The sequence below is a fragment of the Actinomycetota bacterium genome (assembly GCA_030682655.1).
In the GTDB taxonomy this organism is placed as follows: Bacteria; Actinomycetota; Coriobacteriia; order Anaerosomatales; family JAUXNU01; genus JAUXNU01.
Genome location: JAUXNU010000078.1, coordinates 16,435 through 40,455 on the forward strand (window position 1 = coordinate 16,435; position 24,021 = coordinate 40,455).

Consider the following 24,021-nt stretch of genomic DNA (forward strand, 5'->3'; position numbering starts at 1 on the left):
GAGGCGATGTGGTCGAACGCGATCAGGTCGCCCTGTTCTTGGAGCTGCTACGTCAGTGCGCGAGCTGCAGCTTTCGATTCGAGCGACGTCCCGAGAACATGGCGACCCTTGCCAGGCTCGGAATCACGATTCCCGACGCTCGCGCACGGGTGCTCGCGCTGACGCCTGCAGACTACGTCGAAGGTCCGACGGCGCGACCCGAGAACCCGTCTCAGGAGGCGTGGGTGTTCGGACTCAACGTCCGCGGCGCCCAGGTCTACGTCAAAGTCAGCATCCGACTGGAGCCCGCGCGGTGCCTGTGCATCTCGTTTCATGACGCCAAGTGGCCGCTTGCGTTCCCCTATCGCAGCGAACAGAGAAGGGTGGACCGGTGATGCAGGAGCTCGAGTGTTTCGAGTGCGGCAGACTCGTCACCCCCAGAATCGAAGAGCGGCTTCAGACCCTGCCCGTGCGCGACGAGCCCACCGAAGTCCTCGCCAAGATCGGCGTCTGCCCGGAGTGCGGCGCAGACATGTCCGTCGAGGAGTTCGACAACGCTACGCTCGTCGCGGCCTTTAACAGCTACCGACAGAAGCACGGCCTCATGGCCCCGGAGGAGATCCACCGCCTCCGCAAACGGTACGGCCTCGGCGTGCGCCCCTTCTCGCTTCTGCTTGGCTGGGGCGAGATCACGCTTCATCGCTACGAATCCGGCTCGCTACAGGACGCGGCGCACGAAGCAGGCTTGCGCCTGGCCGAGGAGCCAGCGAACATCCGCATCCTCCTTGGCGCCAATGGCCACAAGCTCACCGCTCGCCAGCGTGCACGGCTCGAAGCGCACCTTCAGGCGATTGAGAACGGTGTCCGCGCGGCCAGTGCGCCCGAGCTTCAGGACCGGTTTGTCGCACGCGAGGAGCAAGACGCGTACGGCGGATGGGTGCCCCTGAGACTCTCGAAGCTCCGCGAGATGCTGTTGTACTACGCCTCCATGCCGAACATGTACGCGACGAAACTCAACAAGCTGCTCTTCTACGCGGACTTCGCGCACTACAAGCGGCACCGGGTCTCAATCTCCGGGTCACCATACTTGGCCTTCCAGCACGGTCCCGTCCCTCAACACTACTCGTGGATCGAAGCGGATCTCGTCGAAAGCGAAGAACTGGGCATCGAAGAGGTCTTCTTCCCGAGCGGCGACTCCGGCACCGTGCTCCGATCACTGCGCAAGCCGGACATGTCGCTCTTCTCCGCCGAGGAGCTGGCGACCCTGCGTCGCGTGGCCGATGAACTCGCAGGCCTCACGAGTAAGGCTCTTCGGGACCGGTCGCACGCGGAGAAGGCGTGGGCCAAGACGCCTCAGCGCAAGATGATCAGCTACGAGATGGCCGACGAGCTGTCGCTGTAGCCGGCTTGGAGACACGCTTGCCAACAGCACACGCGTATACTCTGATTCGACGTGTTCCAAGACCTGGGGAGGGGTCGAGTGAACAACTACGAGATTCTCGAGCGCTACTCCAGAGGGGATCTTCGTCGACTTGCCAAGGGCAAGATCTCGGAGATTGTCGGCCTCGACGCAAACAAGATCCTCAAGGACTTGAGTCGGGTGTTGGGCAACTACGAGAGCATCAGACGCAATGTCGAGTTCCGCACACCACCCGCTGACACGATTCTTGAGACGCTCCTTGAGGCCGACGGCCACAGGATCCGCGTGGACGACTTGAAGCCTGCGGTGCGTGCGAGAATCAAGACCTATCGTTCCGCTTCAAGGAATCTCGACCTCCAGAATCCGATCAAGGGCTACCGCCTGTACGCAACGATGCTCGCTGCAGCGTGGGACTACGAAGGCGACCTACTCCCAGCCGAAGCGAATCTCCTCAGAGTCCTCCGGCAGGAGCTCGGTATCTCGCGCACGAACCACCAGCTCATCATGGCGCATGCAGACATCGGGCGACTGACATTCGATGCGTCGGAATACGAAGCGGAGCTGACATTCCTCTCGAACGAGGGCATCGTCCTGGTCTATGCAGACGATGAAGACACGCACTTCGTGTTGTCCGACGAAACGGCCGAGAGCCTCCTGCAGCTGTGGGGTTTCGAGATGGAGCACTCGCAATACGCGCGATTGCTGAGCGGTCTGGCGAAGAATCAGCTCGCGAAGCCTCTCAGAACCGCCCACATTCGCGTGTCTGGCTCAGCTGGTGAACTGGTCACGCGCATCATGGAGAACGAGATTCCGCCAAGCGTAGTTCTCAACTCGCTTCCCGGCCGTGAGCTGGCGGCGCTCCTTGAGAGACTCAGTCTCACCAAGACTGGGAAGAAGGAGGATCTCGTACTTATCGTACTTAGGGTCATCGATCATTTCAAGTCCAACGGTGACGTCGAACGGAATCCTGAGCCGTGTGTGGTCCAAGAACCCACCTGCGAACCGGAGATTCTTCGAGAGGAGACCGTTGCGGACCTGCTCGGCCAACTCAGTTCTGATCGCATAGCGGACCTGCTCGAGACCCTGGACCTCAAGAAGTCCGGCTCCAAGACCACCAAGATCGAACGTCTGACACGAAGTCCATACAACGTCGAGACCATGCTCCAATCGCTCTGCCTCGACGACCTGCGCGAACTCGCCTCAGGTCTCGGCCTCCGCAAGTCCGGAAACAAGGGCGATCTGATCGCTTCCGTCATCTCCTTCTTCAAAGACGAGGCGATCACCGAGAGCCCGATATCGCCCAAGGATCTCCTAGACTTCTACATTGAAATCGCCTGCCAGGATCGCCGCGCCTACCCCCAGGGGACAATGGGCGGCTACCTGAGCACAACCCGTATCGGATTGGATTTTGAGCGCGCAACCCGATACATCTTCAAGAACATGTTGAGTCTCGATACCAAAGCCCAACGAGCGGGGTGTGAGGAACCGGACGGCATCCTGACCGACGATGATGATCGGTTCTTCTGCTACGAGTGCAAGACCGTTCTGTCGCCACCCTATTCACTTCCGATTCAGCACCGCCTCCAGATTCGCAACTACATTGACCGGATAGCCCAATCGCGCCGCGCCGATCGCCTCGGCGGGTATCTCATCATTTCCCACAGCTTCGGGGACAACATCGAGCAGAAACTCGCGGAAATCCAGGCAGCATCGGACATACCGATTGCCGCGATCACAGCACAGGACCTCCTCGGCTTCGCCCGCAAGTGGCAGCAAGACCACCCGATCGACACGTATCCGATAGGGAACGCGCTGCGGAACGGCAGGCTGAGTGCTCGCCAGATGGAACGCGCCTCCTGGTAGTCGCTCCCGTTGTGGCTACACGGCTTGTGCCACCCGCACGCTCCTCCACACCCGCACACCCCCAGCGCCAGGCACGCCACTGTCGCAGCCGCGAAGAACGCCATCCCTGCCCCACTCGAAAGAGCCCTCCGCAATCCCGGCCATCACGACCATGAACGTGATCGCCGCAGCCATCGCCATGGCCTTGACCGCAAGCACGGCCGAGATATCCAAGGAGCCCTGTCGCCACCAGCCGAACACTCCGACACCGGCCACAACGGCAACGCCAATCGCGGTCGCCAGGCACAGGGCCGCGATCCTGCGGTAGTCCGACCCGCTCACGCCACAACCAGCTTCCCGGCCACAGCGCGCGTCCACTCGGCGATCGCGTCATAGTCGCGGAAGTCACCCTGCGGCGCCTTCATCGCCTTCATGATGAGACGCTCCGGCAGAGAGAACTTGCCGAGATCGTTCATCCCGGCGAACAGACCCAGGTCGACCGGCTCCACGCCCGTCTCGGCGATGATTGGGTCGGTGTACGCGCGAACCTCATCGGCCTTCTCCGGGGTTGCGGCCATCGTCAAGCCTGCCGTGAAGAACGCCGTCGGGCGCGACTTGAGCGCGTCTGCGTTGGTGTTCACCCACGCCTTCACCACGCCGTGCCAGTTGCCCGCTCGGACTCCGCTGCCCACAACGATCGCGTCATACGCGGACGGATCCGGCTTCTCGCCCGCCGCCACGACGTCCACCGTCACGCCGACATCGGCAAGCGTCTGGCCGATGTGCTCGGCTATGCCGGCCGTGCAACCCGTCTTCGTTCCGTAGACCACCAACACCCTGCTCATTTCAACTCCCTGTCGTCTCACCCGCCGCCTCGCCGGCGGCTCCTCCTTGGCCGCGTAGGCCATGTGCAACGCTGGCGGTATAGTACTAGACGAAGTCATTTCCAGCTTCTGTCCGCGTCCCTTGGGGGGAAGGACTCACCGTGAATCTCTCCACCGTTCGAATCGACAAGCCCGAGTCGGTCAGCCTCATCCTTGGCCAGTCGCACTTCATCAAGACGGTCGAGGACATCCACGAGACACTCGTCGGGGCGGTGCCGGGCATCACCTTTGGCATCGCCTTCTGCGAAGCTTCCGGGGAGCGCTTCGTGCGCGTGAGCGGGACCGACGCTGACCTGCAAGAACTCGCGACGAGGAACGCGCTCGCGATCGGGGCCGGCCACACGTTCGTGATCCACCTCGGCGAAGGCTTCTACCCGATCAACGTCCTGAACGCCCTCAAGATGGTGCCGGAGGTCTGCCGCATCTTCTGCGCGACGGCGAACCCGGTCGAAGTGATCGTCGCCCAGACCGAGCTTGGCCGAGGAGTGCTCGGCGTCATCGATGGCTCCTCGCCGCTCGGTGTCGAAGACGAAGCTGGCGTCGTCTGGCGCAAGGGCCTCTTGCGCGCCATCGGCTACAAGCTGTAGGGCGGCGCGGATCCACGTGGCCATCCCGGCGCCCCAAGACATGCAAACGACCGTCGACGAGATCGTCAGATCCTGGCCCGACGTCCGGGCCAAGAACATCTTCGGCCACCGCGGGTACATGCATGGCAGGAGGCTGTTCGGGTTCCTGGCGGTCGGCGGCGTTACCGTCAAGGCGTACGACGACGATTTCGCTGCAGCGCTCTATGCACGCGACGGCGTGCGAGCGTTCGCATACGCCGACACCGAGATGCGGGGATGGCCGGTCCTTCCGCTGCGCGGGGAAGCCGATCTTGAGGCGGCACTCTCCACGCTGAAGGACGCCTACGACGCTGTGGGAGCAGGGCCACCTGGGCACCACACCGATGACGACTAGCTCTCCGCGTCACTGCCCGAGTCGTCGGAGGAGACCGCCTCTGTCCCACGTCCGCGTTGCACATTGGCGCTGAGCAGCATCACGGCACCGACGAGCAACAGCACTCCGGCGACGGGCAGCAGCTTCGATAGTCCGAGTACAAGAACGAGGACAAGCACCACACCTCCGGCAGCTAAAGCTGCCGCGCCCGCGTCGACCCTCTGATTCGCGCTCTTGGCTGAACGTGCCATGTGGCACCACCCTTCCGCACACAGTATGTACCCTCATGCGTTGCTATGGCAGCAGCGACGCCGGGTGGCAGTTGTCGCACAGGTCATCCTGGCTCTCAGCGAGCATGCGAGCATTCTGCGTCTCATGAGGGAAGTTCTGGAACAGCGGGTTGTCCGTCCCGGCGTCGCCCGAGGTCCGACCGTCGCCGTACCGGTAGATTCGCGCAGGCGCCACAGCACCGACGGTCCCCACATCACGAGAATCCTCGTGGCATTGCTGACAGATCGGCTCGTGCCCTGTCTGCTCGGCCGTCCTCGGATATGGCATGACGTATCCCCTGTTGTGCCAGATGCCTGAAGGCACACCGCCAAGGAGCCCCATCGTCCCCATCGTGGTCTCAAGCGAGACATCGCTCTTCACGATGGCCGCGTTGTCGTAGGTGAAGGGCGTTGCATGGGTGGCCGAGGTGTCCGTCGGGTGGTTCATCACCGTGGGGAGACCGGAGCGGCGTCCCCGATGACAACCGACACACCAGTCCGCACCATAGTCATCGCTAGTCGTATTCGAGCCGGTGGGTGTCCGCTTGAGGAGCTTGTCCGAGGACCAGACCGTGAGCCAGCCAAGGTCCGTGGCGTGGAAGCGAATCCGCTCCCCGCTGAAGGGCTCCACGCAGTCGGCATCGTGGGGATTGTGGCAGTCATCGCAAGAGAGGAAATCGCCTTCCCCCGTGAAGACGAATGTGGCCGCGCCGCCGGTAGCGGCGTTGCCTCCAGGAACGGTGTTGGTGGTGTCGATGCGGTGCCCAGCGCCAACGGAGAGACCTCGTGCAGTAATCGCGCCATAGACGCCCATACCCCCGGTGCCGTCATGGCACACCAGGCAATTGGCCTTGATCGTGGACTTGGGGAGAAGCTTGATGCCACCGGCAGGCGAGTTGTGGACTGCATGGCAAGCAAGGCATTTGCGAGTCGTGGTCAAGTAGCCGGAATGTGGTCCTTGGCGAGTCGCGAACGGGAACTCCTCCGTGTGACAGGCGGGACAGTCCAGCGTGTCGCCGGTCCACGTAGCCCCGCCTTCACGCCATGCGAAAGCCGCCTGGGCCGGAATCAGACACCAGGCCACCACCAGCACCAGCGCGAGGTGCCGTGAGTGTCGCAAGATTGCGGCGCTCTTCATGTCAGCTCTTGGACTCGACGTCCTCCACCCGCCCTTCGTCCTTAATATTCCACAATACATCCAGGCGGGGGGCGACGCCACCGTCGAATGTGACGGATGAACTGCGGGTCTCTGTCGAATCTGATCGCCGGTCTCACCGGTCAGATGGTGTCGCTCCCAGGTGCGATCCGTCACAGAAGGGCTTGTTCGTCGAGCGACCGCAGCGGCACAGTGTGACCCTGTTGCGAACCTCGTACTCCTCACCGTCCGCGCCGGTGACCGGAATGCCCCCACTCACGAACAGCGGGCCGCTGGCACCTACCGACGGGTCTTCGACCAGGGCGATTCGCGCAGGCAGCTCCGGCTCGATCTCGGTGCCGTCTTCGTCGCACAGCACGTAACGCCCGGAAGGGCACAGTGTCGCCTCTTCCTCGGCGAGAGCACGGGACCGGGAGTCATCACACTCTTCGATCAGGTTCCACAACCCACCACCGCGATCGCAGAAGCGGGCTTCGGCGCAGAGCTTGCGCGCGTCATGGAGCTTCACGCCGGGTCCTTCGAGCGGGACAGCCTGCATGGCGTAGGGATCGTGTCCGGCGGTCTCGCTGCCGTCGAAGCTCACCGACATGTGTGAGCCGTCGCAGAAGGGCTTGCGGTCCGAAGAACCGCACCTGCAGAGCAGGTACCGTTCGGCGGCGGGAAAACGTTCGACCTCTCGCCAGCCAACGGACTCGCCAGCCTCGTTCGTCAGGATCTCGAGGCGCACGAGCGGGACGCTCCCCGACACGACATAGGGGCCGTTCCGCGTAATCGAGATGCGCATGCCTTCGGTGTCCTTCACGGGTTCTCCCCTTGTGGCGGCAACTCCGGAAGGAGTGTACCGCGCGAGCGTCGAACCCGCCGCGTGCGACCCGGCATCGACTATCCACGCGTGCGACTCGGAGCCTTATCGCCGCGGCACACTACAGGAGCAGGCGGCTTGGCGCAGAATGGAGCCGCCAAGGAGGTTGCCTGGTGCTGAAGGTCATCGTGTTCGTGTGTGGTGCCGCTTTGATGGGACTTGAGCTCGTCGCGGCGCGCGTGCTCGCGCCGGCGATGGGCAACTCGATCTACGTATGGGGCAGCGTCATCAGCACCGTGATGGTGGCCCTTAGCCTCGGCTACTGGATCGGCGGACACGCGGCGGACCGCTGGGGCGCGTCCCGCCTCCTTCCCCTCGTCATCGCTGGCGCTGCGTTCTTCACCGTCCTGGCGCCGCCCATCGCTGCAGCAACGCTCTCGTGGGCGTCCGACATGGGACCCCGCCTCGGCTCGCTCGTGGCCTCAGGGCTCATCTTCTTCGTTCCGGCACTCCTGCTCGCAATGGTCAGCCCGCTCGGCGTTCGCCTTGCGACCACCCGAGGACTCGAGCACATCGGGCGTTCGGCTGGCAGCCTGTACTCCATATCGACCGCAGGAAGCATCGTCGGTACGCTCGCGACCTCGTTTTGGCTAATCCCGCTCCTGTCGCTCGAACCGCTCATCGTGTGGACCGGGTTCTTGCTCGGTCTTGCAGCGCTCGCGGCGCTCGGTCTCGCGGCCCGCAGCGCGATCGCACAGGCCGCCAAGGGTAGCGAGCCGTCGACTCCCGAGCGGCTCAGCTCGCGTTTCGCGGTGTCCGCCGCCCTCGGCCTCGTGCTGGCGTGCACCGCGATCGGCGGGTGGGTCCTGTCGGATGTCGGCGCAGGCTCAGCCACCAACGCAACCGGCGAGACGATCCTCTTCCGCGCTGACACGCAATACCACCGCATCACCGTGACCGAGGACGAGACCGTCCGCCATCTGCGCTTCGACCGGAGCCACCAGTCCGCGATCTACCTCGACAACGGATACGAGAGCGCCATCCGATACCCCGACTACCTGCACCTGACGGTAGCGGCCAAGCCCGACGCCAAGCGCGTGCTGGTCCTCGGATTGGGCGGAGGCACGCTCGTCAAGAGAATGTGGCGTGACTACCCCCAGATGAGCATCGACGCCGTGGAGATAGACCCGGTCGTCGTCGAGGTCTCCCAGCGCTATTTCGGCCTGCCGGACGATCCGCGTATCCGCGTCTTCGCCGAGGACGCCCGACGCTACATCCAGCGCACGAACGAGACCTACGACATCATCGTCATCGACGCGTACTACGCCGACGGCCTGCCGTTCCACCTGACGACGACCGAGTTCCTTGGCGAGGTCAAAGCACGCCTTGCGCCCGATGGCGTGGTCGCGTACAACGTCATCTCGTCAGTCGAGGGCGACGACAGCAAGCTTTTCCGAAGCATGTACCGGACGGCCGGTGGCGTGTGGAGCCACCTGGCTGTCTTCCCTCTCGACATCGCCGCCCAGGACAACCCGGGCCTCATCCGCAATATCATCGTGCAGGCCACAGATTCCGACATTCCCGAGGAGATCCTGCGCGAACGCATCGCGAGCCGGGTCGATGGACGCGTATCGATCGGAGGCTTCGACAGGTTCGGAGAGGATCTCTACACCGAGATCGTCCCTGTCGCGGACGTCCCCGAGCTGACGGACTCACACGCGCCGACCGACTCGCTCATCACCGTCAACTGAGCGGCCGCGGCGCCCTGCCACCGGCTACCCCCTCCCCGTCCGCTTCTTGAAATCCTTCGCGCTCTTCAAGATGATCTTCCACTTGCGAACCTCCTCGGCCCGCAAGCGTGCATCCGTCTTCATCGCGGCGACCTCCGCCTCGCGGCGCAGCTTGTGCCAGCTCATCAGCCGCCCCTCGGCCAGTTCACCGGATTCGACAGCGGCTGTGACCGCGCAACCAGGCTCCTCGGCATGCATGCAATCGCGAAAGCGGCAGCTCTCAGCGAACCGCTCGATGTCGGGGAATGCTGCTGCGATGCCTTCCTCGGCGTCGGTCAGTGCGAGTGCGCGCAGGCCGGGCGTGTCGACGAGCACGCCTCCGCCGGGCATCGCGATCAGCTCTCGCGCAACGGTCACGTGACGACCCTTGCCGTCCACGACGCGAACCTCGCGCGTGGCCTGCCGTTCCTCGCCAAGGAGTGAGTTGATGAGCGTCGACTTCCCGGCACCCGACGGGCCGATGAGCGCGACGGTGCGGGCTCCACCCGTGTACGCGCCGAGCGCGTCTACGCCCTCGCCTGTGGCTGCGCTCGTCAGGTGCACGTCAACGCCCAGCGCCACTGCCTCGACTGCGGCGACGGCCCCTTCGGGGTCAGGCGACAGATCGGCCTTCGTCAGCACGACGACCGGCACGGCACCGCTGTCCCACGCAAGCGCCAGCTCCCGCTCGATGCGCCGCAGATTGGGGTCGCCTGGAATCGGATGCACCACGAACACCGTGTCGATGTTGGCGGCGAGTACCTGGGCATCGGAGGTCGTTCCCGGATCACCTCGCATGAACGCCGAGGAACGATCGAGTACCGCCTCGACCTGCGCCACGTCGAGATCGGGCGGAGCGAAGAGCGCGACCCAGTCGCCGGCGGCGGGCAAGTCGGCAGCACCGCGAGCGCGCTTCAGCAGTCGAGTGGACGGCTCCGCGCGCACGACACCGTCACCGGTCGCAGCAAGCACACTGCCCCGGTCGGCGCGGATCACACGAGCGGGAAGAAGGCCTTCCTCGGCGAAGGGCGCGAACAGCGCCTGCCAGCGGGGGGAGAAACCGATGGGTTCGAGATCGGAGTGAGAGGACAACGCGGGTTCCTTTCGCCAAGGTGCCCGCGGTCGGTCAGACGCGGCGCACCGGGATTGAGGCATACGGCAGAATGGGCGCGTCAAACGCCCTGGGAGCTATGGCATGCATCTGCGTCGCCTCCTTCCGGTGGTCCGTAGCCCCAGTATAGCCGAGGAGCGCGGCGGCTTCCGCGCGGCCGTGCTTCCGCAGCCCCGATGTCGAGGCGGTCGTGCCACCACTCGTCCGCCATGGCATACTGTCCGCCAGGGGTGAGGACATGGACCGCGCGATCGAGCACCGCTTCAGAGAGCTCAGCCATCTCATCGGCAACACGCCGCTGCTCGTCATCGAGATGCTCTACCGCGGTCAGCCGCGCCGCGTCTATGCGAAGGCCGAGCACCTCAATCTCACAGGCAGCGTCAAGGACCGCATGGCCTCACATGTACTGCGCAGCGCGTACGAGCGGGGAGAACTCACGCCTGGCGCACCCATCGCCGAGGTCACCAGCGGAAACACCGGCATCTCGTTCGCCGCGATCGGCCGCGCACTGGGTCATCCCGTGACGATCTTCATGCCAGACTGGCTGAGCCGCGAGCGCACCGACCTCATCAGGAGCTTCGGCGCAGACTGCCGGCTCGTATCGCAGGCGGAGGGCGGCTTCCCGGCCTGTATCGAACTCGCCGATCGCTTCGCCAAGGAGAACCCTGGCTGCTTCCTTCCGCGGCAGTTCAGCAACTTCGACAACAGCGAGGCCCACGAACTCACCACAGGCCCGGAGATCTGGTGGCAGCTGCGGTTCGTAGGCCTCGAGCCCGATGGGTTCGTCGCCGGCGTCGGAACCGGCGGGACCGTGATGGGAGTCGGGGCGTACCTTCGTGCGCAGAAACCGACGGTCTCGGTCCACCCGCTCGAGCCGCTGAACTCCCCGACACTTCGGGTCGGCCACAAAGTAGGTTCCCACCGCATCCAGGGCATCTCCGACGAGTTCGTCCCGCCGATCCTCGACCTGGCCGCACTCGACGAGATCCTCGAAGTGGACGACGGGGACGCAATCATCATGGCCCAGCGCCTCGGGCGCGAGCTCGGGCTGGGAGTCGGCCTCAGCAGCGGGGCGAATCTCCTTGGCGCGCTCATGGTGCAAGACAGGCTTGGGGACGACGCTGTCGTGGCCACGGTATTCGCCGACGACAACAAGAAGTACCTGTCGACCAGCCTGCTGCGGGACGAGCCCGTCGGCGACCGCTTCATGAGTCCCGAGATCGAGCTTCGAGGATTCCGCGCGATCAAACGCGCGTGCACGACTTGCTGCGACGGCCCTGAGTGCACAAGGTTCTTCGCCGAGGACGGCGCGCCGCTACCCGTCGACTGCCCACGCCGCACGACTGGCTGAACGCGCGAGCTAGAGCAGCGGCAGATACTCCTCCAGCTCCCAGGCGGTCACGCGACTGCGGTAGTCGTGCCACTCCATGCGCTTGTTGCGCACGTACCAGTTGAACACCGGTTCGCCAAGGGTCTCGCGCATGAGTGCGCTGCTCTCCAGAGCCGTGATCGCCTCGTGCAGGTCCTCGGGAAGCTGCCCGATGCCCAGTTCGGCGCGCCGCTCGTGGGTCATCTCGTAGACGTCGTCGGTGACGTCGGCAGGAAGCTCGAGGCCTCGCTCGATGCCATCGAGTCCGGCGGCGAGCATGACCGCGAACGCGAGGTAGGGGTTGCAGGCCGGATCGGGTGAACGCAGCTCCACGCGGGTCGCCGCTTCCTTGCCCGGTTTGTACATGGGCACGCGCACGAGCGCCGAACGGTTGCGATGCGCCCAGCAGATGTGGACAGGGGCCTCAAAACCGGAGACGAGTCGCTTGTAGGAGTTAACCCACTGGTTGGTGACGGCGCTGATTGCCGGCGAGTGGTGCAGCAGACCGGCAACGTAGCCCTTTGCGATGTCCGAGAGGTTGTGTTCGTCGGCGGGGTCGAAGAACGCGTTCGACTCACCGGTGAAGAGCGACTGGTGTACGTGCATGCCGTTGCCCGCCTCGCCGTACATCGGCTTGGGCATGAACGTCGCGTAGACGCCGTTGAGCTGGGCGACCTCCTTGACGACAAGCCGATAGGTCATGACCTTGTCGGCCATACGCAGGGCTTCGTCGTAACGCAGGTCGATCTCGTGCTGGCTCGGACCGACCTCGTGGTGGCTGTACTCCACCCGGATGTCGAAGTCCTTGAGGGTTCGGACGGTCTGCTTCCGCAGGTCCACGGACAGGTCGCGCGTCGTCATGTCGAAGTACGTGCCGTGGTCCAACACCTCGGTCGAATGATCGTCACGAAGGTAGTAGTACTCTAGCTCCGGCCCAACGTAGAACGTGAAGCCCTTCTCGGATGCCTTGGCGAGCGTCCGCTTGAGCACGTAGCGTGGGTCGCCATCGTATGGTGTCCCGTCCGGGCGCATGATGTCGCAGAACATCGTGGCAACGAGCTGGCCGTCCTGGCGCCAGGGGAGTATCTGCAAAGTCGCAGGGTCCGGCAGAGCGATCATGTCGGATTCCTGGATACGGGCGAATCCCTGAATCGACGAACCGTCGAAGCCCATGCCTTCGGACATTGCCGTGTCGAGCTCGTCGATGGTGATCACGAACGTCTTGAGGAACCCGAGGACGTCCGTGAACCAAAGATGGATGAACTCGACTCCCTGCTCCGTGATCGCCTCGATAGCATCTGCGCGCAACTTGTCGAGCATTCGCGTCCCCCTTGCATATGTTTCGGGCGTATTGCCGCAATACTTCGATTGTGTTTCGTACTCCGCTAGAATAGCCGCATCCGGCGCTCCAACCAACTGGGAGGAAACATGAATCTGCAGCGTCCGAATGGAAACGACGCTACCCAGACCTCGAACCGGTCTCGCGATGTCGTGCCCGGCTCCGGCCTGTGTACGCGCTGCGTGGACGGGTGTCGCGGCAACTGCGAGGTCTTCAAGGCATCGTTCCGCGGCCGGGAGGTCATCTATCCCGGGCCCTTCGGTGAAGTCACCGCAGGTGGCGACAAGGACTACCCGATCGACTACTCGCACCTGAACATCCAAGGCTATGCGCTCGGCGCGAAGGGCCTGCCCGCCGGGGTCGAGGGCAACCCGGACAACACGCTGTTCCCGATGGTCGACACCGAGACCGAATTCGGCTACCAGAACAAAGTCAAGATGAAGGTGCCGATCTTCACCGGCGCACTCGGCTCCACCGAGATCGCCCGCAAGAACTGGGAGCATTTCGCTACCGGCGCCGCAATCAGCGGCATCTCGCTCGTGTGCGGGGAGAACGTCTGCGGCATCGACCCGGCGCTTGAGCGTGACAGCAACGGCAAGGTCACGCGCTCGCCCGATATGGAGCGCCGCATCGAAACCTATCGCCGCTACCACGACGGCTACGGCGACATCCTCGTGCAGATGAACGTCGAGGACACGCGCCTCGGCGTGGCAGAGTACTGCGTCGAAAAGCTCGGTGTCGAGACGATGGAGCTCAAGTGGGGCCAGGGCGCCAAGTGCATCGGCGGCGAGATCAAGGTCGACTCGCTCGATCGCGCACTCGAGCTCCAGGCCCGCGGCTATCTCGTGACTCCCGACCCGTCGAACCCGACAGTCCAGGCCTCGTTCAAGGACGGCGCCATCCGCCAGTTCGAGCGCCACAGCCGTCTGGGCTTCGTCGATGAGGACGAGTTCTACAAGGCCGTCGACCACCTGCGCGCGCTTGGCGCCAAGCGAGTGACTCTCAAGACCGGCGCCTACCCCATGCGCGAACTCGCGATGGCCATGAAGTGGGCCAGCAACGCCAAGATCGACCTGCTCACCATCGACGGTGCACCCGGCGGTACCGGCATGAGCCCGTGGCGCATGATGGAGGAGTGGGGCGTTCCGACCTTCTACCTGCAGTGTATGGCCAACGAGCTCGCCGAGAAGCTCACCTCGCAGGGCGCGTACGTACCCGACATCGCCATCGCAGGCGGGTTCTCCTCGGAAGACCATGTCTTCAAGGTTCTCGCGCTTGGGTCACCGCACACCAAGGCCGTCTGCATGGGTCGCGCGCTGATGATTCCGGGCTTCGTCGGCAAGAACATCGAAACCTGGATGAAGGAAGAGGACCTGCCCAAGACGGTCTCGCAGTTCGGCAGTACGAAGGAAGAGATCTTCGTGGGCTACGAGGCGGTCAAGGCCGAGTACGGCGACGATGCCGACAAGATGCCGCTCGGAGCCATCGCGCTCTATACCTACGCGGACAAGATCAAGGTCGGGCTACAGCAGCTCATGAGCGGCAGCCGCAACATGAACGTCGACTCCATCTCGCGTGCCGACGTCATGGCACTCACGCCGGAGGCAGCGGAGATCTCGGGCATCCCGTTCGTCATGGACGCATATCGCGACGAAGCGATGCGCATCATCGAGGGATAGCGCGAAGACACCCGCTAGCGTTGAGAGGGCCGCTCCCAAGGGGGGCGGTCCTCTTGCGCTGTAGCTCGCAGTTCAGAGGTGGTGCGCTATCCTGCTGCTCCGCGCATCGCAGCCGCAACCGCGTCTCCGCGAGTGCGCCGCACGCCGGCGCGGTACGTCGCGCGGTAGGCCTCGAGGTCGAATGGCAGGAACTCCTCGGCAGCTCGACGGCCGGAGGCGAAGAGCGCCTCGCGCCGCTGGCGCGGGAGGGCGAACTCGGTCGCCCCCACTCCAAGCGTTCCGATCGGGATCGTTCGCGCGAAGTCGGCCTGCTCGATGTAGAGCCTGTCGTGCGCCTCGACCATCGTCTGCACGAGCGAGATCGCGTATCGAACCGCCCCGATCGACTTCAAACCGAACTCTGCCGGGTCGGTGATGCCCTTGGAGATGGCACCCCGCGTGTTCGCCTCCACAAGCAGCAACCCGAACGTCGGCCAGCGCGGCTCGTGGGTGTCGAACACCCACACCGGGAAGTTCGAAAGCATGCCACCATCGACGAGCAGGTGTTCGCGCTTGTCACGCGGGTTCGTCATCCGGACCGGCTCGAAGAAGACGGGGATGCTGGCCGAGGCGCGCACCGCGCGGGCGACCGACAGCTCGTCCGGCTCGATGCCCAGGTGCGTGCCTGCATCGCGCGGGAGCACGAGCATGTCGTGGGTCGTCACGTCCGAGACCACGACCTGCGCCGACCACCAGAACCGCGGGTCATCGCCCTCGTCGTCGGTCCGCAGGTCGGCGAATGTCCGCACGTCCTTGGCGGCGAGCTTCTCGGCCAACCACCCCTCGAGACGATCACCCTCGTAGATGCCGTAGTCGAGCAGCACGCTGAGCGGCGCGTCGGCGACCGGGATGCGGTCCTCCCACCCCTTGTCCAGGAAGTCGGTGAAGTCCACAGCTACGAGCATGTCCCGCAGCTCTGCCGCCGAGTAACCCGCCGCATGGAGCGCCGCAACGATCGCACCTGCCGAGGACCCCGCCCTCCTCTGCGCGACATAGCCCCGCTCCTCGAGCACCGAGAGCGCTCCTACCAGCCCGATGCCCTTCATGCCGCCGCCCTCGAAGACGAGATCGGCTTTCAGCTCCTCGGCCATGTCTCTGCGGACCGCGATCTCCGGAGTCAACAACGCACGGCGATTCCCTACCGGCGCACCCGGTCGATCCGCTCCCTCCACGCGCAGTCTATCGCCGCAAGGTCCGGGCTTCCAGCGCGACCTCCCCAGGTGCCATACTCACCGTCATGGCCGAGCACACGAAACTGCCCGAGGGCGCGCAGCACCTCGTCGGAGATACGCACTATGTCCCCGGCCTTACGAACTCCGGCTTCATCTCGGGGCTGCTCATCGACACCGGCGCCGAGGAACTCGTCTACGAGGACGTGGCGATCGACCGCCTGGCCATCACGCACGGCCACGCCGATCACTTCGCCTGCGCTGCGGCGGTGCGCGAAGCCGGAGCCCGCGTTGCTGCCGCTCGCGACGACGCATCGCTGGTAGAGAACCCCGACATCAACATCCGCGGCATGTTCTCGTGGGCCAAACCCGGCGACCTGCTCGTGACCAAGCTCTTCCGAGGAGAACCGTGTCGCGTAGACGAGTACATCGAGGACTGGTCCGACCCGCGCGCAACCGCGATTCCGCTCCCCGGCCACACCCTTGGACACACCGGATTCCTTACCGCCGATGGCGTCATGTTCACCGGCGATGCGCTCTACCTGCAGGAACTCTGGGAGCGGCACCCTCTGCCGTATGCGATCGATCCGGACATGGTGGTCTCGTCACTCGAACGAATCCGGGCACTCGACTTCGAATGGCTTGTGCCCGCCCACGGTCGACCCGTTTCGCGCGACGAAAGCTTCGGCCACATCGACCACCACATCGGCCAGATCCGCGCGATCGAGAGCCTCATCCTGGCCCTGCTCACACAGCCGCGCTCTACCGAGGAGATCATCGCGCTCATCTCGGCTGACCGCTGCCTGTCAGACAACCCGGCACAGTACTGGCTGGCAGTGACCACCGTGAAGGGCTTCCTTGGCGGACTGCTCTCGCGCGGAGAGATCGAGTTCTACGTGCGTGCGCACTCGGGCTGGTGGCACGCGCTGTAGCCCGTGGGCCGGGCCGGGCTGCGAGTCCCGGCGAGACAGTGAAATGTGACCGCCGCCGCGACTTCGGGTACCCTTCCTTGGATACCATCCTGTCCCCGACCGAAAGGAGCATGCATGAGCATCAAAGGCACGCGGACCGAGGCGAACCTGCTCAAGGCATTCGCTGGCGAGTCGCAGGCGCGCAACCGATACACCTACTTCGCGAGTGTTGCGAAGAAGGAGGGCTACGAACAGATCTCCGCACTCTTCATCGAGACAGCGGAGAACGAACGGGAGCACGCGAAGGTCTTCTTCCGACACCTTGAGGGTGGCGAGGTCGAGATCACCGCATCCTACCCGGCGGGCATAGTAGGCAATACCGCCGACAATCTCCTCGCCGCAGCCGAAGGCGAGAAGATGGAGTGGGGCACGCTGTATCCGGAGTTCGCCAGCATCGCCGACGAAGAGGGTTTCGCGGATGTTGCGACATCATTCCGCGAAATCGCCGAAGTCGAGGCACATCACGAGGGTCGCTACCGGAAACTACTGGCGAACGTGGAGGGTGGGCGTGTGTTCAAGCGCGATCAGCCCGTGGGGTGGAAGTGCCGCAACTGCGGCTACGTTCACGAAGGTCCCGAGGCGCCCGACCTCTGTCCGGCATGCCTGCACCCGCAGTCGTACTACGAGCTTATGGTCGAAAGCTACTAGGCGCTCCGACCCTGGAGAAGAACCGGAGGCGAGGCACCGTGTCAGGATTGGTGCCTCGCCTCCTTGCGACCGAAGTCCGGCAACCACGGTCACCCACGGACTCCATCCCATCCGGACGGACCGGGACGGAGATGCCGCCGGGGACAACGTCGAGGTGACCTCAGAACGCAAAGGCCGGAAATCCCCCCGCTGTTGTAATGACTGTGCCCACTTCTGGCCGCACTCGCACATCTCCGCGCCGAGCGGCTGATGATTGCGACGAACGGTCGAGGCCGGTCGGGGCCTTCCGGTACTCCTCCGTCGGGCGCGAGCTTCCACGGGTATACTCGCCGTGGGGAGGTATACACGTGCGCTTCACCGTGATCGGTCACTGCACCGTGCTCATCGAGGCCGACGGCATCCGGATGCTGACCGACCCGTTCTTCGGGCTCTCCGGGCGTGCGGGATTCGTGGTCGATCGTCCCCGCTCGATGAACGCAGAGAGGGCCGCCGATCTCGTGGACGTCGTGCTCATCTCACACGGGCACTACGACCACTTCGACCAGCCCTTCATTGCGATGCTCCGGGATGACGTGCCCGTGGTGGTCCCGCTGGGTTTCCGCTGGCCAGGTCGGATTCCCGAGAACGAGCGAGTCATACGAATCCCCGAGGGCGAGGCTCAGACTTTCGGTCCCGTACGAGTGACCGCAGTCCCCGCGCTGCACCCCGGCATAGCCGCAGGCTACGTTATCGAATCCGGCGGGTCATCGATCTACTTCGCAGGCGACACGCGCTACGGCCCCTTCATGGCCGACATCGGCGCCCGCTTCTCGCTCGACGTAGCCCTGCTGCCCCAGCGCCAGATGCGGCTTGTCGGCAACATGCCGGCCGCGTGCGCCTGCCCGGCCGCCCGTGACCTCGGAGCCCACCTCATCGCCTTCATCCACCGGGACGTTCAATCTGTGTTCGGCATTCTCAATCTGCCAAGGAGCCTCGATGCCTGTCTTCGTGAGATCGGCCAACAGGTTCCCGGCGTGCAGGCTATCGCTCCGGAAAACGGCATGGCGATCGAGGTCCACACGCGTCTCCACGCCATCCCCCGGACAGGCGGCTCCTCACCCGCTTGAGTCCACAGCGTTCGACCGACTCCCTTGCGACAGGACGGTCAGGTAGACTCCGAACGCTGCCGCAAGCATCTGCAGCACCGGGGACACGACGATCATGAGCGCCATCCAGCCCCAGAAGCTCGCGGTCGAGGTGTAGAGAACCAGCGGTAGACCCCACGCTGCGGCATCGAACCCAGGACCGAAGACGAGAGGAATCCTCGGACCCCATATCGCGAGCATGAGGACGAACGTGCCGGCCGACACCGCGATAGAACCTCGTAGACACACACGAAGGACCGACAGCGTGCCCTCGCCTGCGCTCATGAACCGACGTGCGAGAAACCAGCCGATGGGAAACCCCGCGAGGATCGCGAAGAACGGGACCCCCATCCCCATGCCGACCGCGAACACGTCCACGACGACGATCGCGGCGACCACCTGCCACATCGTCATCCGACCGAATCGATCCATCAGACGCCTCCCCTTCGAACGAGTCAGCGCAAGCTTGCCGAATCCGGGCCGGGACAACCCCCTAGCTTGCCGTCAGCTCGGACGTACAAGCCGGACAACGCGTCGCCGCCAGCGGCACCGCTGTCATGCAGTGTGGGCAGTCCTTGGTCGTGGCCTCCGCCTCGCGCCGCATCCTGTTGACGGCCTTGACGACCATGAAGATCACGAACGCGACTATGACGAACATGACGATCGCGTTCACGAACATCCCATAGTTGAGTGTGACCGCCCCCGCTTCCTGCGCGGCCGCGACAGACGCGTAGGGACCCGCTGCGCTGCCTTCCATGAGCACGAAGAACAGGTTCGCGAAATCGACTTTGCCAAGGACGAGCCCGATGGGCGGCATGATCACGTCCTTCACGAGCGACGTGACGACAGCTCCGAAGGCTGCGCCGATCACCACGCCAACCGCCAGGTCTATCGCGTTTCCCTTGGCAATGAAGTCCTTGAAATCCTTGAGCACGGCTCCTCCCGGGAAGGATGGACGACAGTGAGGACTTTCCCGTTCGCAGCGACACCCACACCGGCCCTCCACGGGCGTACAGAAGAGAGTCGGCCGCGCTAGCCCCACGTCTCATCCGGGTGGCGACCCAGGCGCGTACCCCGGTCGAGGGTGTCAACCTGCGTCATCTCACTGATGCTCAGCTCGAAGTCGAAGACCGCCGCATTCTCGCGAACACGCTCCTCGTGGACGGATTTCGGGATCACCGCGACCCCGTTTTGGAGCGCCCACCTCAGCGCGACCTGGGCCGCGGTCTTGCCGTAGCGTGCTCCGATCTGCGCAAGCACAGGTTCCTCGGCCAGGCGTCCCCGCATCACGGGACCCCAGGCCTCGACCGCGATCCCCAGACGCCCGCAATACTGCAGGAGATCGGGCTGTTGCAGCCAGGGATGGTACTCGATCTGGTTGACCATGGGGACAATTGCGGCGTGGTCGAGCAGCTGCTCCAAGTGGTGGCGCAGGTGGTTGCACACGCCGATGGCCCGGGCCTCGCCTCTCTCTAGAATCTCCTCCATGGCCATCCATGTCGCTTCCATGTATTGCAGGACCGGCCAATGGACGAGATACAGGTCGACGTAGTCAGTCCCGAGCCGCTCGAGGCTATGGTGCAGAGCGGCAAGAACCGTATCGTAGCCCTGGTCGTCGTTCCAGAGCTTGGTCGTGAGAAAGACCTGCTCTCGCGGGAGTCCACTCTCGCCAAGAGCCGCCGCGATTCCGTCCTCATTGCCGTACATCGAAGCCGTGTCGATGCTGCGATATCCGACCGCGAGAGCCGCCAGCACCGAACGACGGATGTCATCGGGATCTGTCGTCTTATATGTCCCGAGTCCGAGAAGTGGCATCTGAACACCGTTTGCAAGTGCGATAGTCGACTTGATCGTGAGACCCATGCGCCCTCCCATCGCCTCCACCATCAGATGTACCCGCGAATGGCGGAAGGCGCTCCCCGGGAGCGCCGCGGGAACGTACACCTACAACCGGCCCCTGACTGGAGAGTGCGTGGACACGACCGGAATCGCAGGACTGCTCGGTGCGGATCCCATTCCTTGGCTTCTGTCGGCCGATGAGCCCTACGCTCGATGGGCGACGCTCACTGAGCTCCTTGGCAAGCCAAACTCAGACGCGGCGGTGACAGAGGCGCGCGCGGACACGCTCGCCGACGCGGGCGTGCAACTGCTGGTGGACGAACTGCCGCTTTGGGACTCATGCGAGATCCCCGGCCATCACAGCCCGAAGTACGCGCCGAACAGGCTGAACCTGCTTGCAGACATGGGGGTCTGCCGGGGCGACTTCCCGCGCATCGACGAGATGCTCGACCAGATGCTCGCACACCAGGACGAGAAGGGTCGGTTCCAGTCCTTTGGCAGCTACGCCGGGCGGCCCAAGCCGGAGTGGGGCTCGATGCTGTGCGACAACAACGCGATCACCGACGTGCTCTTCCGCTACGGTCTCGGCGAGGACTCCCGCGTCCAAGACGCCCTCGCGCGCATGCGCGAGGACCTGGCGAGCACCCCGCAAGGGCGCTCGTGGCAGTGTATCCCCGAGAAGCGCTCGCGCTGGCGGGGCCCCGGCCGCAAGAACGACGTGTGCCCGCAAGTCACGCTCGAGGGCCTTCGCGCCCTCGCGCACGAGCACGGCGCCGACACGCCCGACTGGCTGCTCGAAGTCGCGCGCACACCGCTGGAGGTCTGGCGCCGCCGCACCGAGGAGCGACCATACCAGTTCGGCCACGGCTACCAGTTCAAGAGCGTGAAGTGGCCGAACTTCTGGTACGACGTGCTGTGGTTCGTGGAGACGATAGGCCGCTACCCTGCGCTGTGGCGCGGTCCTGCCGCCCGCGACCAGGACCGCCAGGCCATCGCCGAACTCGCCGCCTGCTTAATCGAGTACAACTTCGACGGTGCGGGTCGCGTGACACCTCGCCGGACCTACCGCGGGTTCGAGCGCTTCTCCTTTGGCCAGAAACGCGAGCCCTCTCCGTTTGCCACCGCCCGCGCGCTCGTCGCGCTCGCCCATGTCTCCGACCTGGCCGAGGAGATCGCTGCGGTGGATGTCACGGGACTACCGAGCTCCCTTGGCGGCTCTGGAACGCCGTTGCCTCCCAAGAGCGGGAGGCGCGGACCGGGCACCTGTCCTGTCCCTGCAAGCACGCGCCGCTACCCCGATGCTGCGGCGCTGCCACGAGTCCTCGCCCGTCACCACATCGACACGCCCTGGGTCCCCGCGAGTCTCGAGACGGTCGTGGCGGATGTCGTCGGTCTGCAGGCCACCAACCCCTGGGGTCCGTATGTCTCGCTGTTCGCCCGCCTTCCCGGTTTTGCACGCGGCCGTCTGGACACCGCCCTCTACGAGCGCCGGTCGCTCGTCAAGTTCCGCTGCATGCGAGGAATCGCCTATGTCGTGCGCCGCGAGATGCTTCCCGTCGTCTACGGCGCCACCAACCGCCCGGTGGAACGCCACGCCAAGCTGTATGCGCAGTTCCGCGGGCTGACCGGCACGGAGTACGAACGCGTCGCGCCCTCCATCCTCGAGGTCCTCGGCGACGGGCCGCTCACGACTCAGCAGATCCGCGACCGACTGCATCCGGGCATCGATGTTGCGGCCACGGTGAACCTCATGACCGCGCAGGGCCTCGTGCTGCGGCATCGTCCTGTCGGGGGCTGGCAGGACCACAAGCTCACCTACGTGCGATTCGATCACGCCCTGCCTGACATCAAGCTCGGTCGGCTCTCCGAGATAGACGCAACCGTCGCACTCGTTCGCGCATACATCCGCGCGTTCGGGCCCGTGACCGCTGGTGACGTCATCTGGTGGACGGGAATCGGAAAGCGTGCGGTCGATCCCGCGCTGGAGGTGCTCGGGGACGAGATCGTCGAGATCTTCCTTGGCCAGACCCAGGAGCCCTACCTCGTCCACGCAGCCGACCTCGACGAGCTCGAGACGGTCAGGCCGGGCGCCTCGCCCTCGGTCGATCTCCTGCCGAGCCTCGATCCGCTCGTGATGGGCTACGCGCGCAAAGAGCGCTACCTGGCCGATGAGGACCGCCCGTACGTCTTCGACCGCTCGGGCAATGCCACCTCGGTGATTCTCGTGGGCGGCCGCATCTCGGGAGTCTGGGACGCGAGCGTGAGCGGGGCACCGAGGATGTACGTGCATCTGTTCCGCGATGAGCCAATGGACGTGCGCGAGCTCGTACTGAAGCGAGCCGAGGAACTCGGGCGATTCTGGCACGACGAAGAGGCGCGCGTCGAGACGGTGAAGCGCATGACTCCGATGGCGGGACGCCCATTCGGCGCCGTCGTGAAGCCTTTGCGCTAGAGCCGGAAGCGAGAAGAGGGCCGCCGCGCGACGCGACGACCCTCCGGGAAAGCGACTGAATGCGTCTAGAGAAGGCTCAAGAGGATTGCGAGCGCGATTGCGCCGCCTGCGGCGAGCACAGCTCTTCCGTAGTAGACAACACCCGCACTGAAGCTGTCCTGGAACATCCCTATCACCTCATTCATCTAGCGCTTTGCATCTAGAACGATTATCGTACCGCCGATGCGTCAGTTCCATTGCCGTTTACTCATTCTTTAGTTAAGCTCTGCTTCAATGTTGAACGTACACCGCATGCGCATGCTAAGAGAGGTCGCCTCTCGAGGGGGAATCGCTGCTGCGGCCGAGGCGCTGTTCATGACACCGTCGGCCGTTTCCCAACAGATGTCGGTCCTCGAACGAGAGGCCGGGGTCGCGCTGCTGGAGCGCTCCGGACGAGGCGTCAAGCTCACCGAGGCCGGCAGACGACTGGTCGGCCACACAGAGCGCGTGCTGGCCACCCTCGAAGAAGCGCAGGCCGAACTCGCGGCCATCTCTCACGGAGTCGCCGGACGACTGCACGCAAGCGCATTCCCCACCGCTGCCCGCGCGCTCATGGTACCGGTGCTCGCCCGGCTCAGAGAACTGCACCCCCGTCTGGCCGTTGCAATGACCGATCTCGAGCCCGAGGAGTCCATCCCCGCGCTCAAGACCGGCGAGCTCGACATCGTTCTAACCTACGAGTTCGACCACCTTCCGGAGCCCGAGGATCCCGGAGTTGAGCGACACATCCTGCTGACGGAACCCATCTACATCGCACTGCCGGCGTCTCATCCGCACGCCCGGGGGCCGCTCACCATCGCCGATCTCCGCGGGACCGACTGGGTCGTGGGGCGCGACGGGTCGCCATTCCTCGATGTCGTAGTGCGGGTCGCGAACGAAGCGGGCTACCAGCCGCGGATCGATGTCCAGAGCAACGACTACCAGGTCATCCTGGCTGCGGTGCAGGCCGGGCTGGGGGTCACCCTGGTTCCGCCGCTCGCGTTCTTCGTCGAGTACCCGGGCGTGGTCTACCGCCTTCCGGACGACATGAACATCCACCGGCGCGTCGTCGCGGCCATACGCCGCGGCAGCGGCGAGGCACCAGCGATCGCCGCTGCACTCGACCTGCTACTGGATGTCGCCAAGGAGATCGAATCAACGGCGGGTTTCCGCGAACCGTAGCCCTTGTTCCCGTTGGACGCC

24 protein-coding genes are annotated in these 24,021 nt (G+C 64.6%); 13 read left to right on the forward strand and 11 right to left on the reverse strand.

What is annotated here, in order from left to right:
• Positions 1-8 precede the first annotated feature (8 nt).
• The 3 genes from Q8K99_04685 (at position 9) to Q8K99_04695 (ending at position 3,262) form a co-directional block, all read left to right on the forward strand.
• Positions 9-374, forward strand: coding sequence for a hypothetical protein (locus Q8K99_04685; GenBank protein ID MDP2181850.1), 366 nt, complete (start codon positions 9-11; stop codon positions 372-374).
• A complete protein-coding gene (locus tag Q8K99_04690; GenBank protein MDP2181851.1) occupies positions 374-1,381 on the forward strand; it encodes a DUF4065 domain-containing protein in 1,008 nt (335 codons plus the stop codon). The genes Q8K99_04685 and Q8K99_04690 overlap by 1 nt, the downstream gene beginning before the upstream one ends.
• A 78-nt stretch (positions 1,382-1,459) precedes the next feature.
• Positions 1,460-3,262: a hypothetical protein gene (locus Q8K99_04695; GenBank protein MDP2181852.1), complete on the forward strand. Its 1,803-nt coding sequence runs from the start codon at positions 1,460-1,462 to the stop codon at positions 3,260-3,262.
• Between the two features lie 15 nt (positions 3,263-3,277).
• Here Q8K99_04695 and Q8K99_04700 read toward each other — a convergent pair whose 3' ends face one another.
• A complete protein-coding gene (locus tag Q8K99_04700; protein MDP2181853.1) occupies positions 3,278-3,583 on the reverse strand; it encodes a hypothetical protein in 306 nt (101 codons plus the stop codon).
• Positions 3,580-4,086, reverse strand: coding sequence for a flavodoxin domain-containing protein (locus Q8K99_04705; protein ID MDP2181854.1), 507 nt, complete (start codon positions 4,084-4,086; stop codon positions 3,580-3,582). The genes Q8K99_04700 and Q8K99_04705 overlap by 4 nt, the downstream gene beginning before the upstream one ends.
• 140 nt (positions 4,087-4,226) lie before the next feature.
• Between Q8K99_04705 and Q8K99_04710 the strand changes: the two genes are divergently transcribed.
• Positions 4,227-4,712: an adenosine-specific kinase gene (locus Q8K99_04710; protein ID MDP2181855.1), complete on the forward strand. Its 486-nt coding sequence runs from the start codon at positions 4,227-4,229 to the stop codon at positions 4,710-4,712.
• Between the two features lie 40 nt (positions 4,713-4,752).
• Positions 4,753-5,085 (forward strand): hypothetical protein, encoded by a 333-nt coding sequence (locus Q8K99_04715; GenBank protein MDP2181856.1) that lies wholly within the window; start codon positions 4,753-4,755, stop codon positions 5,083-5,085.
• Here Q8K99_04715 and Q8K99_04720 read toward each other — a convergent pair.
• The 3 genes from Q8K99_04720 to Q8K99_04730 form a co-directional block, all read right to left on the reverse strand.
• Complete coding sequence (locus Q8K99_04720; protein MDP2181857.1) at positions 5,082-5,315, reverse strand: hypothetical protein; 234 nt, start codon at positions 5,313-5,315, stop codon at positions 5,082-5,084. The two genes, Q8K99_04715 and Q8K99_04720, sit on opposite strands and share 4 nt — an antisense overlap.
• Before the next feature lie 43 nt (positions 5,316-5,358).
• Positions 5,359-6,471, reverse strand: a complete 1,113-nt coding sequence (locus Q8K99_04725) for a cytochrome c3 family protein (GenBank protein ID MDP2181858.1) — start codon at positions 6,469-6,471, stop codon at positions 5,359-5,361.
• Positions 6,472-6,604: 133 nt separating this feature from the next.
• On the reverse strand, positions 6,605-7,291 hold the full coding sequence (locus tag Q8K99_04730) for a CDGSH iron-sulfur domain-containing protein (GenBank protein MDP2181859.1): 687 nt from the start codon (positions 7,289-7,291) through the stop codon (positions 6,605-6,607).
• Between the two features lie 173 nt (positions 7,292-7,464).
• Between Q8K99_04730 and Q8K99_04735 the strand changes: the two genes are divergently transcribed.
• Complete coding sequence (locus tag Q8K99_04735; protein ID MDP2181860.1) at positions 7,465-9,042, forward strand: fused MFS/spermidine synthase; 1,578 nt, start codon at positions 7,465-7,467, stop codon at positions 9,040-9,042.
• A 24-nt stretch (positions 9,043-9,066) separates the two neighbouring features.
• Here Q8K99_04735 and rsgA read toward each other — a convergent pair whose 3' ends face one another.
• A complete protein-coding gene (gene rsgA / locus Q8K99_04740) occupies positions 9,067-10,152 on the reverse strand; it encodes a ribosome small subunit-dependent GTPase A (protein ID MDP2181861.1) in 1,086 nt (361 codons plus the stop codon).
• A 257-nt stretch (positions 10,153-10,409) separates the two neighbouring features.
• On the opposite strand from rsgA, the gene Q8K99_04745 reads away from it, so the two are divergent.
• Positions 10,410-11,522, forward strand: a complete 1,113-nt coding sequence (locus tag Q8K99_04745) for a PLP-dependent cysteine synthase family protein (protein ID MDP2181862.1) — start codon at positions 10,410-10,412, stop codon at positions 11,520-11,522.
• Between the two features lie 9 nt (positions 11,523-11,531).
• Here Q8K99_04745 and Q8K99_04750 read toward each other — a convergent pair whose 3' ends face one another.
• Positions 11,532-12,860: a glutamine synthetase family protein gene (locus Q8K99_04750; protein ID MDP2181863.1), complete on the reverse strand. Its 1,329-nt coding sequence runs from the start codon at positions 12,858-12,860 to the stop codon at positions 11,532-11,534.
• A gap of 108 nt (positions 12,861-12,968) precedes the next feature.
• On the opposite strand from Q8K99_04750, the gene Q8K99_04755 reads away from it, so the two are divergent.
• Positions 12,969-14,558 (forward strand): glutamate synthase-related protein, encoded by a 1,590-nt coding sequence (locus Q8K99_04755; protein MDP2181864.1) that lies wholly within the window; start codon positions 12,969-12,971, stop codon positions 14,556-14,558.
• 86 nt (positions 14,559-14,644) lie between these two features.
• Here the strand turns inward: Q8K99_04755 and Q8K99_04760 are convergent, their stop codons facing one another.
• The gene (locus tag Q8K99_04760) at positions 14,645-15,769 is read right to left on the reverse strand and encodes a patatin-like phospholipase family protein (GenBank protein ID MDP2181865.1); all 1,125 of its coding nucleotides are present in this window, start codon (positions 15,767-15,769) and stop codon (positions 14,645-14,647) included.
• Between the two features lie 65 nt (positions 15,770-15,834).
• On the opposite strand from Q8K99_04760, the gene Q8K99_04765 reads away from it, so the two are divergent.
• From Q8K99_04765 to Q8K99_04775, 3 genes are all read left to right on the forward strand, one after another.
• Positions 15,835-16,698, forward strand: a complete 864-nt coding sequence (locus tag Q8K99_04765) for an MBL fold metallo-hydrolase (protein ID MDP2181866.1) — start codon at positions 15,835-15,837, stop codon at positions 16,696-16,698.
• 114 nt (positions 16,699-16,812) lie between these two features.
• Positions 16,813-17,385 (forward strand): rubrerythrin family protein, encoded by a 573-nt coding sequence (locus tag Q8K99_04770; GenBank protein ID MDP2181867.1) that lies wholly within the window; start codon positions 16,813-16,815, stop codon positions 17,383-17,385.
• Positions 17,386-17,732: 347 nt separating this feature from the next.
• On the forward strand, positions 17,733-18,491 hold the full coding sequence (locus Q8K99_04775) for an MBL fold metallo-hydrolase (protein MDP2181868.1): 759 nt from the start codon (positions 17,733-17,735) through the stop codon (positions 18,489-18,491).
• Here Q8K99_04775 and Q8K99_04780 read toward each other — a convergent pair.
• From Q8K99_04780 to Q8K99_04790, 3 genes are all read right to left on the reverse strand, one after another.
• Complete coding sequence (locus tag Q8K99_04780; protein ID MDP2181869.1) at positions 18,480-18,941, reverse strand: hypothetical protein; 462 nt, start codon at positions 18,939-18,941, stop codon at positions 18,480-18,482. The genes Q8K99_04775 and Q8K99_04780 overlap by 12 nt on opposite strands.
• 61 nt (positions 18,942-19,002) lie before the next feature.
• Positions 19,003-19,443, reverse strand: coding sequence for a large-conductance mechanosensitive channel protein MscL (gene mscL, locus Q8K99_04785; protein ID MDP2181870.1), 441 nt, complete (start codon positions 19,441-19,443; stop codon positions 19,003-19,005).
• Between the two features lie 98 nt (positions 19,444-19,541).
• Positions 19,542-20,372: an aldo/keto reductase gene (locus Q8K99_04790; GenBank protein MDP2181871.1), complete on the reverse strand. Its 831-nt coding sequence runs from the start codon at positions 20,370-20,372 to the stop codon at positions 19,542-19,544.
• A gap of 109 nt (positions 20,373-20,481) precedes the next feature.
• Here Q8K99_04790 and Q8K99_04795 point away from each other — a divergent pair, with 109 nt between their 5' ends.
• Both Q8K99_04795 and Q8K99_04800 read left to right on the forward strand, forming a co-directional pair.
• Positions 20,482-22,800 carry a winged helix DNA-binding domain-containing protein gene (locus Q8K99_04795; protein MDP2181872.1) on the forward strand — a complete coding sequence of 773 codons (2,319 nt, stop codon included), beginning with the start codon at positions 20,482-20,484 and terminating at the stop codon, positions 22,798-22,800.
• A 291-nt stretch (positions 22,801-23,091) separates the two neighbouring features.
• Positions 23,092-24,000, forward strand: coding sequence for a LysR family transcriptional regulator (locus Q8K99_04800; protein MDP2181873.1), 909 nt, complete (start codon positions 23,092-23,094; stop codon positions 23,998-24,000).
• The last annotated feature ends 21 nt before the right edge of the window (positions 24,001-24,021 follow it).